The organism is Streptomyces sporangiiformans, from assembly GCF_005768555.2.
Taxonomy (GTDB): domain Bacteria; phylum Actinomycetota; class Actinomycetes; order Streptomycetales; family Streptomycetaceae; genus Streptomyces; species Streptomyces sporangiiformans.
Genome location: NZ_VCHX02000299.1, coordinates 1 through 15,477 on the forward strand (window position 1 = coordinate 1; position 15,477 = coordinate 15,477).

The window sequence follows — 15,477 nt, forward strand, 5'->3', positions numbered from 1 at the left end:
GCGCTTGAGGACGAGGCCGTTCAGGCCGATGGCGGGGGTCTGGGGGCGCAGCCCCCAGGAAGAGGATGGGACGGGTAGGGGCGGCGGGGGCGAGGAAACCCCCTGGTCAGCCGAGGCGTCGCGCCCCCGCCGACGGCACCGCCGTGAACGACCGAGGCGCCTTGAAGCCCGCCGCGGCGAAGGCCTCCTCCACCGCCTTGGTGATCGTGTCCACATCCGCCGCCTCCGCGAGCACGATCGCCGAGCCCCCGAAGCCGCCGCCCGTCATACGGGCACCCACCGCACCGGCCGCCAGCGCCGTGTCGACGACCAGGTCCAGCTCCGGGCAGGAGATGCGGAAGTCGTCCCGGAGGGACACGTGCCCCTCGTTGAGCACCGGCCCGATCGCCCGTGTGTCGCCCGCCTTCAGCAACGACACGACCCGCTCCACGCGATGGTTCTCCGTCACGATGTGGCGCACCAGGCGGCGTACTTCTTCCTCGTCGCCCAAGCGCTCCAGCGCCGCGTCCAGCTCGTCGTACGCCACGTCCCGCAGGGCGTCGACACCGAGCAGCGCCGCGCCCTTCTCGCAGCCGGCCCGCCGCTTGCCGTACTCGCCGTTGCTGTGCGAGTGCTTGACGCGCGTGTCGACGACCAGCAGCCGCATGCCCTCGGCCGCCAGGTCGAAGGGGATCTGCCGCTGGGCGAGGTCACGGGTGTCGAGGAACAGGGCATGGCCGTCCGTGCAGCAGGCGGACGCCGTCTGGTCCATGATCCCGGTGGGTGCCCCGACGTACTCGTTCTCGGCGCGCCGGCACAGGAGGGCCAGCTGCGGGCCCTCGATGCCGAGCCCGTACAGCTCGTCGAGGGCCAGGGCCGTGACGACCTCCAGGGCCGCCGAGGAGGACAGGCCCGCGCCCGTGGGGACCGTGGAGGTCAGGTGGATGTCCGCGCCGGTCACGGCGTGGCCCGCCTCGCGCAGTGCCCACACCACGCCCGCCGGGTACGCCGTCCAGTCCTGGTCGGACCGCGGAGCGAGCTCGTCGACGCGCAGTTCGACGGCGCCGCCCTCGACGTCGGCCGAGTGCAGGCGCAGCACGCCGTCCTCGCGCCGGGCCACGGCGGCGACCGTGGTGTGCGGCAGCGCGAAGGGCATCACGAAGCCGTCGTTGTAGTCGGTGTGCTCACCGATCAGGTTGACCCGCCCCGGCGCCGCCCAGACACCTTCGGGGGCGCGCGCGTACAGCTCCTCGAACCGCTCGGCGAGCTCGGCGATGCTCACGATCCACTCTCCCTGTTCTGCGCGAACTCCCACGCGTCCGCCACGATGCCCGCGAGGTCCGCGCGGGACGGGTTCCAGCCGAGCCGTTCACGGGCCGACTGCGCCGAGGCCACCAGCACCGCCGGGTCGCCGCCGCGACGCGGGGCCATCACCTCGGGGATCGGGTGGCCGGTGACCTTGCGGACGGTCTCGATGACCTCGCGAACAGAGAAGCCGTTGCCGTTGCCGAGGTTGCAGATCAGGTGTTCGCCCGGCGTGGCCGCCTCGACGGCCAGCAGGTGGGCCTCCGCCAGGTCCGCCACGTGGATGTAGTCGCGGATGCAGGTGCCGTCGGGCGTGGGGTAGTCGTCGCCGAACACCGAGATGGCCTCCCGGCGGCCCTGGGCGACCTGGAGCACCAGCGGGATGAGGTGCGACTCGGGGTCGTGCCGCTCACCGCAGCTGCCGTACGCGCCCGCCACGTTGAAGTAGCGCAGCGACACCGCGCCCAGGCCGTGCGCGGCCGCCTCGCCGGTGATCATGTGGTCGACGGCGAGCTTCGAGGCGCCGTACGGGTTCGTCGGTGACGTCGGCGCGGTCTCGACGATCGGGGTTTCCTCGGGCTCGCCGTACGTGGCGGCGGTGGAGGAGAAGACCAGCTTGCGGACGCCCGCCGCGCGCATGGCGGCCAGCAGCGCCATCGTGCCGCCGACGTTGTTGTCCCAGTACTTCTCGGGCTTCACGACGGACTCGCCGACCTGCGAGAAAGCGGCGAAGTGCAGCACCGCGTCGAAGGAGGAGTCCAGCCACTTGGCGGCATCGCGGATGTCGCCCTCGATGAAGGAAGCACCCGCCGGGACGCCCTCGCGGAAGCCGGTCGACAGGTTGTCGAGGACGACGACCTCGTGGCCCGCCTGAAGCAGATGCTGCGCGACCACGCTGCCGACGTAACCCGCGCCGCCGGTGACCAGGTACTTCCCACTCATGAACTCGCTACCTCTCGCAGTCGCTGGGCCGCGGTTTCCGGCGGCACGTCGTTGATGAACACGTTCATGCCGGACTCGGAACCCGCGAGAAACTTCAGCTTGCCGGAAGTGCGGCGGATGGTGAAAAGCTCGAGGTGGAGCGCGAAGTCGTCACGGCTGACGCCCTCGAACTCCTCCAGCGTGCCGAACGGCGCCTGATGCCAGGCGGCGATGTACGGCGTCGGAGGCTCACTCTCACCGAAGATCCGGTCGAAGCGCCTCAAGAGTTCCAGATACACCTGGGGGAATTCTGTGCGTGCCGCGTCGTCGAGCGCGAGCAGGTCGGCGACCCGGTGCTTGGGGTAGAGGTGCACCTCGTACGGCCAGTGCGCCGCGTACGGCACGAAGGCGACCCAGTGTTCGGCGTCCAGCACGATCCGGTCGCCGTCGGACAGCTCGCGGGCGACCACGTCGTCGAAGAGGTTCGCCCCGCCCGTCGCCTCCTTGTGCGCCGCGAGCGAGCGCAGCATCAGGGCCGTGCGCGGCGTGGTGAAGGGGTAGGCGTAGATCTGGCCGTGCGGGTGCCCGAGGGTCACGCCGATCTCGGCGCCGCGATTCTCGAAGCAGAAGACCTGCTCGACGGAGGGCAGGTGGGACAGCTCGGCGGTGCGGTCGGTCCACGCGTCGAGAACCAGGCCCGCCTGCTCCTCGGTGAGGTCCGCGAAGGACGCGTCGTGGTCGGAGGTGAAGCAGACGACCTCGCAGCGGCCGGAGTCCCCGGCCAGCGAGGGGAAGCGGTTCTCGAAGACCGCGACGTCGTACGAGGAGTCCGGTATCTCGCTGAGCCTGTCACCGGACGAGGGGCACAGGGGGCACTCGTTCGCCGGCGGGTGGTAGGTGCGGCCCTGGCGGTGGGAGGCGATCGCGACCGAGTCGCCGAGCAGCGGGTCGCGGCGGGTCTCCGAGGTGGTGACGGTCGGGTCGAGCGGCCTGCGGTCGACCGCGTCGCGGACCGCGTCGTCACGCGCGTCGTAGTAGATGAGCTCGCGACCGTCGGCCAGCCGGGTCGAGGTCTTCTTCACTGTCGGGCTCCCTGTGCTGCACCCATCAAACAGAACCAAACACAAGAAAGCACAACTCACCACGTCAGTCAACATCACAATCAAACAAAGAACACCAAACCATGTGTTCAGTTCTTGAATCTGGAGGCGTAGCTTCCGCACTGATCCGGTTCGGGCGGGCATCGGGTCAGCACGACTGAGGCTGAACCCGGCGACATGGGCGGCGCCGGTAAGATCACCTGCTCATGGACGCGGGTGCAGAAAGCGAGATGGTCGCTGTCCCTCCGGGGCAGGTAACGCTGTCGGACCGGCGGACACAACGCAGTTGGTCGGTCGAGCTCGCGCCCTACCGACTCACGGCGTTCCCGGTCACCCAGTCGCTCTACACACAGATCACCGGCCGGCGACCGGGCACCACCCAAGGGGACCGACTGCCCGTCGGGGAGGTCAGCTGGAGCGACGCGGTCCGGTTCTGCAACGCCCTGTCGCAACGCGACGGGTTCATGCCCGCCTACCACTTCCATGCCGACGGCGAAGGCATCGAGTGGGACGCGTCCGCCGATGGGTACAGGCTGCCGACCGAGGCCGAGTGGGAACATGCCTGCCGTGCCGGGACGACCGGACCGCGTTACGGGTCACTCGACGACATCGCTTGGTACCGCGGCAATTCGCAGGAGCGAGTCCACGACGTGGGCGGCAAGCGGCCCAACCCATGGGGCCTGTACGACATGCTCGGCAACGTCTGGGAGTGGTGCTGGGACCTCTACGACGCCGAGGTCTACGGCGCCTACCGGGTGCTCCGCGGCGGCGGCTGGTTCGACGAGCACTGGAGCTGCCGGGCGTCCGTGCGCCGCCGCAGCCACCCGACCTTCCGGGTCGACGACGTGGGGTTCCGCATCGCGCGATCTCTCCCGGGCTGATTCGACGGCTGCCTGTGTACGACCGGCTGAGGCAAACCCCCGGCGAGACGTGGGGGTTTGCCGGATGGTGGGCTTGGAACGGGCGTTCCTACGGTGATCCCATGCCCATGGCCATCCCCCACACCGCCCGCCGAGCCACCGCGGCGGCGGCCGTCGCCCTCGCGCTCCTGGCGGCCCTCGCCCCGGCCCGCGCACACGCGGAGTCATCCAGCCTGCAACGAGACGCCGACGCGGTGCGCGACTCCGGCGTGACCGGGGTGTCCGTACGCCTCGAAACACCCCGCAACACCAGAACCGTCCGCAGCGGAGTGGCCGACCTCGCCACCCAGGCCCCGGTACCTCCCGCCGAATACATCCGCATCGGCAGCACCACGAAGACGTACGTCGCGACCGTCCTCCTCCAACTCGTCGGCGAGCGGCGGATGTCCCTCGACGACACCGTTGAGAGGTGGCTGCCGGGTGTGGTCCGCGGCCACGGCAATGACGGCCGCCGTATCACCGTCCGCCAGCTCCTCCAGCACACTAGCGGTCTGCCCGACTACATCGCGGACGTCCTGCCCGAGATGAGCGCGGCCGGATACCGCAAGCACCGCTGGACGACGTACACATCGGAACAACGCGTCGCGTTCGCCATGACGCACCCGCCGGCCTTCGAGCCGGGGACACGGTGGGAGTACTCCAACACCAACTACATCCTGGCCGGGATGGTGATCAAGGCGGTCACCGGCAGGTCCTGGGACCAGGAGGTGAAGTCACGCATCGTGCGCCCGCTCCACCTCACGCGCACCCACCTGCCGGGCGGCAACCCCTATCTCCCGCGCCCCCACGCCCGTAACTACCAGCAGTTCGACCAGTCCGGACCAGGCTCCGGCACGATGACGGACACGACCATCGCCTATCTCCCCTTCGACGGAGACGCCGACGGCTCGATCATCAGCACGACCGCCGACACCAACCGCTTCTTCTCGGCCCTCCTGAGCGGCAGGCTTCTCGCCCCCGCCCAACTCGCCGAGATGCGACGCACGGTCGACGTACCCGACGCCCCCGGAGAAGTGCCGGGCGAGCGCTACGGGCTGGGTCTCGAATGGACCCCGCTGACCTGCGGCGGCGGCTACTGGGGCCACAGCGGCAGCGGATTCGGTTACCTGGCGTGGCCCGCGACCACGCCCGACGGCCGGACCTCTGTCACGGTCGCCGTCCACAGTCGGCCCGCCGACGAGAAGACGGCCGTACGCCAGATCCAGGGCATCACCGACCTGATCGACCACGCCCTGTGCGCGCGGTCGCGCGAGTAGGCACGGAACGTTGCCACGACTACGGACAGTTGCTACGACTCCGGCCCTGTGCCCGTCTCCGGAGGTGAGTGCGGCACCGGGCCGGCCCGGTCCAGCAGGCCGGTGCGGGCCGCCAGTGCCGCAGCCTCCAGGCGTGAGCCCACGCCCAGCTTCATCAGGACCCGCTGCACATGTGTGCGCGCGGTGCTGGGGGCGATGCCCATGCCGGCCGCGATGAGGCGTGTGTCCTCGCCGTCCGCGACTCTCACCAGCACCTCGACCTCCCGCGGCGTCAGCATCTGGAGCAGCCGCTGGCCCTCGTCGTCGGGCTGCGCGGCCGGATTGAGCAGCTCACTGAAAGCCTGCTGCAGAAGCTGCGGCGCCACGGCCGCCTCCCCCGCCCGCGCCTTCATGATGGCGCGCTCGACGCCCTCGATCCGCTCGTCGTGCCGTACGTAACCGGAGGCGCCGGCGGCGAAGGCCGCGGCGATGCCTCTCGGGTTGGGTACCGGGCCCAGCACCAGTACCGCGACCTGCGGCCGCTCCCGCTTGATCCGCACCACCGGGTCGAAGATGCCCGGTTCGGCGGGCGTGGCCGTGCCGATGAGGCACACCTCGGGCGCCCTCGTGATCACCAGTTCCGCCGCCCCCGCGGCGGGCGCCGCCGCGGCCAGCACACGGTGCCCGCGCAGCTTCAACGCCGAGGCCAGCGCCTCGGCGAGCAAACGGTGGTCGTCGACCACCATGAGCCGCACTCCCATCGAGCCCAACCCCCCAGTCCCCCCAAGGATCCCTACGGGTACCCCATGGATAGGAGCAGCCCCCCGGCTCTCCATCCCCGGAAGCTACACGCTTGTTCGACGTTGCGCTTCCCCTACCGGTGAGAAGTGCCCCGGATTGCCGAAATTCCTCGCATTCCACAGCAATGGACGGTACGGGTACGGCCCCGCCCCTGAGCAGGGACGGGGCCGTGATCGACGTGCGGCCTCTTGATCGACGCAGGGCCTACTGTGCGCCGAATCCGATCGCCGTGTAGTTCTCCCTGTCTGAGGTCGACGGCTTGCTGATCAGGTCCTGGCCCATGAAGAGACGGCCATTGGTGTAGAGCATCTCGGAGCGCATCGGCGACATGCTGCTGATCGCGTCACGGACCGGCCTGGTGGCCGGCGTCTCCAGGAGCTTGGTCTGCTTGAAGCTGCCGCCGTCGATGGAGACGACCTGGGAACCCTTGTCGTAGGGGCCCTGCTTGTACGCGATGATGTTGCCGCCGTCCATCCGGATCGGGAAGATCTCGTAGTCGTCACCGGCGTCGGCGCGGTCACCGGTGGTCTTGCCCGTGGCCAGCGAGAAGGCGACGACCTCGTTGGTCTGGCTGTACTCCTTGGTGCCGTCGTGCCGCTTGGTCGGGACGTACAGCTTGTCGTTGCCGACGGTGATCCCCTTGCAGCCGTGGATCTCGCCGTAGTCGCAGTCGTGCTCGTACTGTTCCTCCGGCATCGCGATCTTGACGCGCAGCTTGCCGTTGTCGTCCAGCGAGAAGATGTCCGAGGTGCCGGTCAGGGTGGGCTCGCTCCCGGAGTCCACGCCGAAGACGACCGGCTTGGTGGAGATCACCTTGGCGTTGTCGATGCCCGAGGGGAGCTTGTACGTCCACTTGACGGTGCCCGTCTTCGGGTCGAGCAGCTGGACCTCGTACTTCTCGTTGCCGTACTCACCGCACTTGCGCACGGCGACCAGCTGCTCACCGCCGCGGTAGCCGACGTCCTCGCATTCCTCGACCTTCGGCTGCCACAGGATCTTGCCGGACGTGATGTCGAAGGCCGCACCGCCGTTGAGGCCGGAGCCCACGGCGGCCGTGGTGCCGGTGATGCTGGCTTCCTTGAAAGTGGCCTTCTGATCACCATTGGAGGTGACGGACTTCGTCCAGAGCTTGTCGCCGGTGTTCAGGTTGAAGGCCGTGACCTCGGTGCACTGCGGGTACTTGTTGGTCTTGCTGCGCTTGGACTCCTCGGCGACCACCACGGCCACGCCGTCCTTGGTGACCTCGGGCGAGCCCGCGCAGGTCTGGCCGGTCAGCGGCAGCGTCCAGGACTTCTTGCCGGTGGCGGCGTCGTAACCGATGACCTCGTTGATGCCCGACTTGGCGTACACCTTGTCCGTCAGCCAGGAGCCCTCGACGCTCCAGACGTCCTCCTTGGGCACCTCGGCCGCGGGCACCTGGAAGAGCAGCTTGGCGCTCGTGTTGGACGGCACCTTCTCCGAGCCGCCTCCGCCCGGAGCGTCCTTGCCGCCGTTGTCGTCCTTGCCGCCGGTTCCGCCGGACGAGCCCGAGGCGTTCTTGTCGTCGTCCTTGCCGGACGAGGACGCGTACCAGACGCCGCCGCCGACGATGAGGGCGATCGCCGCGACGGCCGCGACGATGATGACCATCTGCGCGTTGAGCTTCCGCCCGCCGCCGCTCCCGCCCTGGGCCTGCGGCTGGAGCGGCATGGTCGCCTGCGGGTAGCCGTACTGGGGCGGCTGGCCCGGGTAGCCGTAACCGGGCGGCTGGCCCGGCGGCTGCATCTGCGGCTGCTGTTGCGGGTAGCCGTACTGCTGCGGCGGGGCCGCCGGAGGCGGGGCCTGGGGCGGAGTCTGCGGTGGGGTCTGCGGCGGCGTCTGCGGCGGGGGTGCCTGCGGGTAGCCGTAGCCCGGTCCCGGCGGGGGCGGGCTGTTCGGCGGCGCGGCCGGCGTGCCGTAACCACCCGGCGGCGGGCTCTGCGGAGCCCCGAAACCACCGGGCGGCGGGTCCTGGGGAGCCCCGAAGCCACCCGGCGGCGGGTCCTGGGGAGCGCCGAAACCACCTTCCTGCGGCGGCTGGTTGGGCGGCGGGGGCGGCGGCTGACTCATGACGGGTTACCTCGGAGAACTGGGAGAAGTCGGAGAAGACAAGGGATGCCGGACGAGCCGGCAGACGGGGACGGCAGGCGGGGACGGCAGGACGGCCAGGGGGTGATCGAACGACACCCCCTGGTCATCCGGTCACTTGCCGAAGGCCAGCATCAGCTTTTCCTTCGACTGGTCATTGCCGTTCAGCCGGGTGGTGGAGATGTAGAAGCGCCCGTCCACGTAGTCCACGGCCTTCGAGTAGAAGCCGTTCTCGATGTCCGCGGTGCCCTGCGGGTTCTGCAGCAGCTTCTTCGGCGTGTGTGAGCTGCCCGTCGTCGGGATGGAGACGATCCGGCCGCCCGCGTCGTACGACGGCTGTACGTACGCGATGAGGTTCGTGCCATCCATCTTCAGCGGCAGCATCGACTCGTCCAGCGGGGACTTGGTCCGCCACTTCTCCTTGCCGGTCTCCAGGTTGATCGCGACGACCTCGTTCGCGCCGGTCGTCGCCTCGGTCGGCAGGTAGAGCGTGTTCGCGTCGACCGCGACGCCCTGGCAGCCCTGCAGATCACGCGAGAGGATCGCCCAACCGCACTCCGGCGCGAAGGACTCGTCGACGTCGACCTGCGAGCGGACCGTGCTGCTGCCGTTCTTCAGCGTGGAGATGTTCCACTGCTTCTTGTCCTCGTTGGTGAGGTAGAGAACGACGGGATCTACGGAGTAGGTCCGCGCGACCTGCCAGCCCTTGGGGATCTTCTTGGTCCACTTGGCGCTGCCCGTCGCCGGGTCGAGCTCCTGTACCTCGTCGTGCTCGTTGTCGGTGCTGGCCGCGCACGACGAGACGGCGATGAGCTTGCTGCCGCCCGCGAACGCGGACGGGAAGCAGGCGGAGCCGTACTTCTTCTTGTCCCACTTCTTGGCGCCGGTCTTGACGTTGTACGCCGTCCCGGACTGCGAGCGGGCCACCATCAATGTGTCGCCGCTGATGGTCAGCCCGAGCTGCAGCGTGCTGTCGAAGAGCTCGCCCTCCGCGACCTCCTCCTTCCAGCCCTTCTTGCCGGTGTTGAGGTCGATCTCCTGCAGCTGGTTGCAGTTGGCCCGCTCGCTGACGCCGTCCATGTACGCCACGACGATCTTGTTGTCGGCCGTCTTCTGCGGGGTGACCGCGCAGATCTTCTGCGGGAACGTGATCTCGGGCCAAGTCGGCTTGCCGTCGCTGACGTTGTACGCGAAGAGCTGCTTGTACGCGGCCTTCACCGCGGTCTTGTCGGTGACCCACTGGCCGGGGGCGTCGGCGCCGGAACCGGGCGCGTCGGGCGCCTCCTTGTACCAGAGCACCTTCGACTCGCCCGCCTGACGGCCCGCGTTGAGGTCCTCGGGGTCCGAGTCGCCGTTGCCGTCACCGTCACCGGGGTTGACCGGTTCGTCGTCGGCGGAGGGCTTGGCGTCCTTGCTCTTCCCCACGACGGGCTTCTTGTCGTCGTCACCGCTGCCGGAGACCGCCCACACGGTGCCGCCGATGACGAGCGCCGCGGCCAGCGCGGCCCCGATGATCATCGCGGGCTTGCCCTTGAAGGGATTGCGCGGGCCACCGCCCGGCGGAGTGCCGGGCGCGCCCGGGAACTGCGCCTGCTGCGGGTACCCGTAGCCGGGCTGACCGTAGGGACCGGGCTGCTGCGGCTGACCGTACGGGCCGGGCTGGGCGTACGGTCCCGGCTGCTGGGGCTGTCCGTACGGGCTGGGCTGGCTGTAGGGGCCGGGCTGCTGGGGGTAGCCGTAACCGGGCTGGGGCGCGGGCGGGTTCTGCGGCGGTGCACCCTGCGGAGGCGGTGGGCTCTGCGGCGCGCCCTGCGGAGGCGGCGGCGCCTGCGGCGGCTGCGCCGGCGGTGGAGGCGTCCCCTGGCCGGCGTTCTGCGGGTCCGGGTTCTGTGGGGCGCCGAAACCTCCCTGCGGTGGCTGGTCCTGCGGAGCTCCGAACCCGCCCTGCGGCGGCTGGTTGGGCGGCTGAGTCATCAGCGCGTCTCCCCCTCTTCACTGATTTTTAGCCACGCCTAGAAGTACGTAGAGAACACGGAGTTGTACTCAGCGTCGTACTCAGACGGTTCTCAGACGGCCTTTCTATCACCCTGTCGTTCTCGAACTGAGGGCCGGTCGACCCCTGTTCCCAAGGGAGGACCGGCCCGTGATGCCCTCGTTACGCTCCTTCACGCACTCTTCACGCGTCGTCTGCCAGCTCCAGCCAACGCGTCTCCAGGTCCTCTCGCCCGGTGGCCAGTTCCCGCAGTTCGGCGTCCAGTTCGGCCACCTTCTCGAAGTCCGTGGCATTCTCGGCGATTTGGCCGTGCAGCTTCGTCTCCCGCTCGGAGATCTTGTCCAACTGCCGCTCGATCTTCTGGAGTTCCTTCTTGGCGGCGCGGGTGTCGGCAGCGGAGGCCGCCTTCGCCGTCCGCTCGGCAGCGGGTGCCGGAACCGAGGCCGCCGCGGCCTCCTCCATCCGGTGGCGCCGCTCCAGGTACTCGTCGATCCCGCGCGGCAGCATCCGCAGGGTGGCGTCGCCGAGCAGCGCGTACACCTTGTCGGTGGTCCGCTCGATGAAGAAACGGTCGTGGGAGATCACGACCATCGAGCCGGGCCACCCGTCGAGAACGTCCTCGAGCTGGGTGAGCGTCTCGATGTCGAGGTCGTTGGTGGGCTCGTCGAGGAAGAGGACGTTGGGCTCGTCCATCAGCAGCCGCAGGAGCTGGAGCCGGCGGCGCTCACCACCGCTCAGGTCTCCGACGGGCGTCCACTGCTTCTCCTTGCTGAAGCCGAAGGTCTCGCACAGCTGCCCCGCGGTCATCTCGCGCCCCTTGCCGAGGTCGACCCGGTCGCGAACCGCCTGAACGGCTTGCAGGACACGCCAGTTCGGGTCGAGCTCGGCGACCTCCTGGGAGAGGTAGGCGAGTTTGACGGTCTTACCGGTGACGACCCGGCCGCCCGCCGGCTGCCGCTCGCCCTCACTGCGCGCCGCGTCGGCCATGGCGCGCAGCAGGGAGGTCTTCCCGGAGCCGTTCACACCGACCAGGCCGATCCGGTCCCCCGGGCCGAGCTGCCAGGTCAGATGCTTGAGCAGCACCTTGGGCCCGGCCTGCACGGTGACGTCCTTCAGGTCGAAGACGGTCTTGCCGAGCCGGGTGGAGGCGAACTTCATCAGCTCGCTGCTGTCGCGCGGCGGCGGTACGTCCGCGATCAGCTCGTTGGCGGCCTCGACGCGGAAGCGCGGCTTGGACGTACGGGCGGGAGCGCCTCGCCGCAGCCAGGCCAGCTCCTTCCTGACCAGGTTCTGCCGCTTGACCTCCTCCGTCGCCGCGATGCGCTCACGCTCGGCGCGCGCGAAGACGTAGTCGGAGTAGCCGCCCTCGTACTCGTACACGTCGCCCTTCTGCACGTCCCACATGCGCGTGCAGACCTGGTCGAGGAACCAGCGGTCGTGGGTGACGCATACGAGCGCGGACCGGCGCTCGCGCAGATGCTGCGCGAGCCAGGCGATCCCTTCCACATCCAGGTGGTTCGTGGGCTCGTCGAGGATGATCAGGTCCTGCTCCTCGATGAGCAGCTTGGCCAGCGCGATGCGGCGGCGCTCGCCACCGGAGAGCGGGCCGATGACGGTGTCGAGCCCCTGCGGGAAGCCGGGCAGGTCGAGCCCGCCGAAGAGTCCGGTCAGTACGTCCCTGATCTTGGCGTTGCCCGCCCACTCGTGGTCGGCCAGGTCCCGGATGACCTCGTGACGGACGGTGGCCTCGGGGTCCAGCGAGTCGTGCTGCGTGAGCACGCCGAGGTGCAGCCCACCGGAGTGGGTGACGCGACCGGTGTCGGCCTCCTCCAGCTTGGCGAGCATCCGGATCAGCGTGGTCTTGCCGTCACCGTTGCGGCCCACCACCCCGATCCGGTCCCCTTCGGACACGCCGAGCGAGACGCCGTCGAGCAGGGCACGGGTGCCGTACACCTTGCTGACGTTCTCGACGTTGACCAGGTTGACGGCCATTTCTCTCCTGACAAGGGGGACGATCGACCCTCCAGGGTAGTCGCCCCGCCGCCCCTAACTTTTCCCGTCCTCGGGGGCCGGCACCAACCAGCCCGTCATGGGGGTCCCCCTGCTCGAGCGAAGCCGAGAGCTTGGGGGAGGGTAGGGGCGGCGGGGGCGAGGAAACCCCCTGGTCAGCCGAGGCGGCAAGCTCCCCGCGCAGGTCCCGAGGCCACCCGCGCCATGCGGCACGTGCCGGAGGCGCCCAGGGCCTCGGCGACCTTCGCCGCCGAGGCCGCGTCCACCGTCAGGAACGCCGTCGTGGGCCCCGAGCCGGACACCAGCCCGGCGAGGGCACCCGCCGCCGTACCCGCGGCCAGGGTGTCGGCCAGGGACGGACGAAGGGACAGGGCCGCGGCCTGCAGGTCGTTGGAGAGGGTGGCGGCGAGCGCGGCCGGATCGCCCTTGGCCAGGGCGTCCAGGAGCGGCTGGGACGCGACGGGTTCGGGCACCTCGACGCCTTCGTTGAGGCGGTCGAACTCGCCGTACACCGCCGGAGTCGACAGCCCGCCGTCGGCCACGGCGAACACCCAGTGGAAGCCGCCGCCGACCTCCAGCGGGCGCAGCTTCTCGCCCCGGCCCGTACCCAGAGCGGCACCTCCCAACAGGCTGAACGGCACGTCACTGCCCAACTCGGCGCAGATGTCGAGAAGTTCGGCCCGCGAGGCCCCCGTACCCCAGAGCGCGTCACACGCGAGGAGCGCCCCCGCGCCGTCGGCGGAGCCGCCCGCCATGCCGCCCGCGACGGGGATGTCCTTGGCGATGTGGATGTGCACATCGGGGGCGAGACCGTGGCGCTCGGCCAGCTTCTGAGCCGCGCGGGCCGCCAGGTTCGTACGGTCCAGGGGGACCTGACCCGCATCCGGCCCGTCGCACGTGATGCGCAGCTCGTCCGCCGGGCTCACGGTGACCTCGTCGTACAGGCCGACGGCCAGGAAGACGTTGGCCAGGTCGTGGAAACCGTCGGGGCGGGCGCCGCCCACGGCCAGTTGCACATTGACCTTCGCGGGGACGCGTACCGTCACACTCACTGCTGCCCGAGCTCCTTGTTCCGCGCGACAGGCGCGTTTTCCGCGATCCGTGCGAACTCCTCCACCGTCAGCGACTCCCCCCGTGCCTGCGGAGAGACACCCGCCGCGACCAGCGCGGCCTCGGCCGCGGCGGCCGAGCCCGCCCAGCCGGCGAGCGCGGCCCGCAGGGTCTTGCGCCGCTGGGCGAAGGCCGCGTCGACGACGGCGAAGACCTGACGCTTGGACGCCGTCGTCTTGACGGGCTCCGCGCGCCGGACGAGCGCGACGAGCCCGCTGTCCACGTTCGGCGCGGGCCAGAAGACGCTCCGCCCGATGGCGCCGGCCCGCTTGACGTCGGCGTACCAGTTGGCCTTCACCGACGGCACCCCGTACACCTTCGAACCGGGCGCCGCCGCGAGCCGGTCGGCGACCTCCGACTGCACCATCACGAGCGTCCGCTCGATGCTGGGGAAGTTGTCGAGCATGTGCAGCAGCACGGGGACGGCGACGTTGTAGGGCAGGTTCGCGACGAGGGCGGTCGGCGGGGGGCCCGGCAACTCGGTCACCTGCAGGGCGTCGGAGTGCACGAGCGCGAACCGCTCGGCCCGCTCCGGCATGCGCGCCGCGATCGTCGCGGGCAGCGCGCCGGCGAGCACGTCGTCGATCTCGACGGCGGTGACCCGGTCCGCGGCCTCCAGCAGCGCCAGGGTCAGCGATCCGAGCCCCGGCCCGACCTCGACGACCACATCCTCGGGGCGCACCTGAGCGGTACGGACGATCCGGCGGACCGTGTTGGCGTCGATGACGAAGTTCTGGCCGCGCTGCTTGGTGGGGCGAACGCCCAGGGCTGCCGCCAGCTCACGGATGTCGGCGGGCCCGAGAAGGGCCTCGGGATCGGTGCTGCTCACGCCCCAAGGGTACGGGGCCCGATCACCCGTGCAGTCGGGGCCCGCAGTGCGGCCACGGGGCGGTGCCCCGCTGCACGTACAGCTTCTTCGCGCGGTACGTCTGCTCGGCGGCGGACGCGTCCTGGGGCCGGCCGGAGCCGCCGACGCTGTGCCAGGTCCGGGTGTCGAACTGATAGAGGCCGCCGTAGGTTCCGGAGGGGTCGACCGCGCCCGGACGGCCGCCGGACTCGCAGGCGGCGAGGCCCTGCCAGTTCAGGTGGTCGGCGCCCTGGACCGAGGACGGCCGTGACTTCGTGCCGACCTTCACGATCTGTGTGCGGGGCCGGCGCACCACCTCGGACCTGAGCCGGCGAGGCTTCTGCCGGACACCGTTGACCGTGCGCAGGGCGTACGTGACGCGTCGCACGCCCGGCCGGCCGGCGCGCTCGACGACCTCCGTGCCCTTGGCCAGCGACGAGTCCTTGGTCCGCCGCTCGTCGAAGGGGATTTGTTCCTCGCGGACCTTCTGGCCGCCCTCGATCCGCAGGACCGTCACCGTCTGACCGTCGCGCGGGAAGCTCCCGGGCGGCACGGACGTGGTGTCCTCTCCGCGCAGGGTGATCCCGGCGTCCTGCAGGGCCTCGCGCACGGTCGCCGCGTTCGTACGGACCGTCCGGGCCCGGCCGTCCGCCATGACCGTGACGGTCCGCTCGGTGCGGACGTCGAGTTCGAGCCCCCGGCCGCTGATCCGCCGGGAGCGCGAGGCGGACAGGTACGCGCCCTCCGCGCGCACCCCGAGCTGCCGGAGCGCACCGTCCACCGTGAGCGCCGTCGTCCACAACCGGCGCCGCTGCCCGTCGAGGGTGAGACGCATGGGCCGGCCGTGCCGCACGGCGACCTCGTCCCCACTGGCCAGCGCGGTGCCGAGCGGGGGCGCCACGATGTCGTGGGTGCCCGCCTCGACGCTCTCGTCCGCGAGCAGTTCGGACACGTCGTCGGCGAAGGTGTGCAGGGTGCGGGTCTCGCCGTCGACGCTCAGCACGATCGCCTTGTCGTCGGCGACGAACGCGGTGGTGCCGCCCGCGAGGAACGCCACGACCAGCGCCTGCGGCAGCAGCCGCCGCACCGCGTCGGGCCGCCGGGCGGCTGCCTTCCGTCGCCGCGCGGCCCGACGGGCCTCGGCCCGGCC

At 70.4% G+C, this 15,477-nt stretch carries 12 protein-coding genes; 2 read left to right on the top strand and 10 right to left on the bottom strand.

Annotation, left to right across the window (positions count from 1 at the left end; translation table 11 throughout):
* Positions 1-106: 106 nt before the first annotated feature.
* Genes galK through galT form a run of 3 tightly spaced genes read right to left on the bottom strand, consistent with a single transcriptional unit; the run spans position 107 to position 3,287 of the window.
* Positions 107-1,261, bottom strand: a complete 1,155-nt coding sequence (gene galK, locus FGD71_RS37400; protein ID WP_119104998.1) for a galactokinase — start codon at positions 1,259-1,261, stop codon at positions 107-109.
* A complete protein-coding gene (galE, locus tag FGD71_RS37405) occupies positions 1,258-2,226 on the bottom strand; it encodes a UDP-glucose 4-epimerase GalE (RefSeq protein WP_119104999.1) in 969 nt (322 codons plus the stop codon). The genes galK and galE overlap by 4 nt, the downstream gene beginning before the upstream one ends.
* A complete protein-coding gene (galT, locus tag FGD71_RS37410; protein WP_119105000.1) occupies positions 2,223-3,287 on the bottom strand; it encodes a galactose-1-phosphate uridylyltransferase in 1,065 nt (354 codons plus the stop codon). Before galT ends, galE begins: the two co-directional genes overlap by 4 nt.
* Before the next feature lie 224 nt (positions 3,288-3,511).
* Between galT and FGD71_RS37415 the strand changes: the two genes are divergently transcribed.
* Positions 3,512-4,186, top strand: a complete 675-nt coding sequence (locus tag FGD71_RS37415) for a formylglycine-generating enzyme family protein (RefSeq protein WP_119105001.1) — start codon at positions 3,512-3,514, stop codon at positions 4,184-4,186.
* Positions 4,187-4,287: 101 nt separating this feature from the next.
* Positions 4,288-5,481 (top strand): serine hydrolase domain-containing protein, encoded by a 1,194-nt coding sequence (locus FGD71_RS37420; protein ID WP_240436960.1) that lies wholly within the window; start codon positions 4,288-4,290, stop codon positions 5,479-5,481.
* Positions 5,482-5,513: 32 nt separating this feature from the next.
* Here the strand turns inward: FGD71_RS37420 and FGD71_RS37425 are convergent, their stop codons facing one another.
* The 7 genes from FGD71_RS37425 to FGD71_RS37455 all read right to left on the bottom strand — a co-directional run.
* On the bottom strand, positions 5,514-6,221 hold the full coding sequence (locus FGD71_RS37425; RefSeq protein ID WP_119105003.1) for a helix-turn-helix transcriptional regulator: 708 nt from the start codon (positions 6,219-6,221) through the stop codon (positions 5,514-5,516).
* A gap of 244 nt (positions 6,222-6,465) precedes the next feature.
* Positions 6,466-8,349, bottom strand: coding sequence for an outer membrane protein assembly factor BamB family protein (locus FGD71_RS37430; protein WP_119105004.1), 1,884 nt, complete (start codon positions 8,347-8,349; stop codon positions 6,466-6,468).
* Between the two features lie 132 nt (positions 8,350-8,481).
* Positions 8,482-10,341, bottom strand: a complete 1,860-nt coding sequence (locus FGD71_RS37435; RefSeq protein ID WP_119105005.1) for an outer membrane protein assembly factor BamB family protein — start codon at positions 10,339-10,341, stop codon at positions 8,482-8,484.
* Positions 10,342-10,543: 202 nt separating this feature from the next.
* The gene (locus tag FGD71_RS37440; protein ID WP_119105006.1) at positions 10,544-12,352 is read right to left on the bottom strand and encodes an ABC-F family ATP-binding cassette domain-containing protein; all 1,809 of its coding nucleotides are present in this window, start codon (positions 12,350-12,352) and stop codon (positions 10,544-10,546) included.
* A gap of 173 nt (positions 12,353-12,525) precedes the next feature.
* Complete coding sequence (locus FGD71_RS37445) at positions 12,526-13,422, bottom strand: 4-(cytidine 5'-diphospho)-2-C-methyl-D-erythritol kinase (protein ID WP_119105007.1); 897 nt, start codon at positions 13,420-13,422, stop codon at positions 12,526-12,528.
* The gene (gene rsmA / locus FGD71_RS37450) at positions 13,419-14,309 is read right to left on the bottom strand and encodes a 16S rRNA (adenine(1518)-N(6)/adenine(1519)-N(6))-dimethyltransferase RsmA (protein WP_119105008.1); all 891 of its coding nucleotides are present in this window, start codon (positions 14,307-14,309) and stop codon (positions 13,419-13,421) included. The genes FGD71_RS37445 and rsmA overlap by 4 nt, the downstream gene beginning before the upstream one ends.
* A gap of 22 nt (positions 14,310-14,331) precedes the next feature.
* Positions 14,332-15,477: resuscitation-promoting factor (locus FGD71_RS37455; protein ID WP_140936044.1), on the bottom strand; the 1,146-nt coding region annotated here is incomplete at its 5' end.

Excerpts from the sequence above, each read along its gene's own strand:
- galE (WP_119104999.1), bottom strand. The coding sequence starts at position 2,226 with ATGAGTGGGAAGTACCTGGTCACCGGCGGCGCGGGTTACGTCGGCAGC.
- FGD71_RS37425 (WP_119105003.1), bottom strand. The coding sequence starts at position 6,221 with ATGGGAGTGCGGCTCATGGTGGTCGACGACCACCGTTTGCTCGCCGAG.
- FGD71_RS37435 (WP_119105005.1), bottom strand. The coding sequence starts at position 10,341 with ATGACTCAGCCGCCCAACCAGCCGCCGCAGGGCGGGTTCGGAGCTCCG.
- FGD71_RS37420 (WP_240436960.1), top strand. The coding sequence starts at position 4,288 with ATGCCCATGGCCATCCCCCACACCGCCCGCCGAGCCACCGCGGCGGCG.
- FGD71_RS37430 (WP_119105004.1), bottom strand. The coding sequence starts at position 8,349 with ATGAGTCAGCCGCCGCCCCCGCCGCCCAACCAGCCGCCGCAGGAAGGT.
- FGD71_RS37415 (WP_119105001.1), top strand. The coding sequence starts at position 3,512 with ATGGACGCGGGTGCAGAAAGCGAGATGGTCGCTGTCCCTCCGGGGCAG.
- FGD71_RS37440 (WP_119105006.1), bottom strand. The coding sequence starts at position 12,352 with ATGGCCGTCAACCTGGTCAACGTCGAGAACGTCAGCAAGGTGTACGGC.